The sequence below is a fragment of the Streptomyces sp. MB09-01 genome, from assembly GCF_033794505.1.
GTDB lineage: Bacteria > Actinomycetota > Actinomycetes > Streptomycetales > Streptomycetaceae > Streptomyces.
Genome location: NZ_JARAYQ010000617.1, coordinates 1 through 524, shown reverse-complemented (window position 1 = coordinate 524; position 524 = coordinate 1). Strand labels below are relative to the sequence as shown.

Genomic DNA, 524 nt, shown 5'->3' with positions numbered 1-524 from the left:
GGGTGGGCGGCGGACCGGCTGACGGAGGCGCTGGGGGTGCCTTTGCCGCGGTGCCGGCCGCGGGTGACGGCGGCTGCGGTCGGTCACCTGGTCGGTGCCCGGGCTCCTCGTCTACCTCGGCGGTGAGGTGGAGTTCCCCGACGTCCACCCGGACCAGGTCAACACGCTCGCCCGCCGCCGGGACCTGTCCGCCCTCCTTGACCGGCACGTCCCCCTCGGCCCCGACCAGGCCGTCCGGCGGCTCGGCGTCCGCAGGGTGGACTTCGACGCCGCGGTGCGGCTCGGGTTCCTCTCCCCGGTGGGCACGGTGGAGATCGACTACAAGTCCCACGGCGGGTGGACCACGGCGCCGCTCTACTCCGCCCAGGACGTCGCCCTGCTCCCCGTCGTCCGGCCGCTGGCGGACTGGCAGGCGGTGGCCACCGCCCGGCCCGGCCGCCGTTCTCCGCTCGCCGCCCTCACCCCGGTCGCCCCGGGCGAGGATCGGGTGCTGCTGGCGGAGGTGGGGCGGATCGCAGGGGTGG

At 76.9% G+C, this 524-nt stretch carries 1 pseudogene; it reads left to right on the top strand.

Annotated elements, in window-relative coordinates:
• Positions 1-94: 94 nt before the first annotated feature.
• Positions 95-524, top strand: a pseudogene (locus PV721_RS43745) (hypothetical protein); the annotation flags it as partial.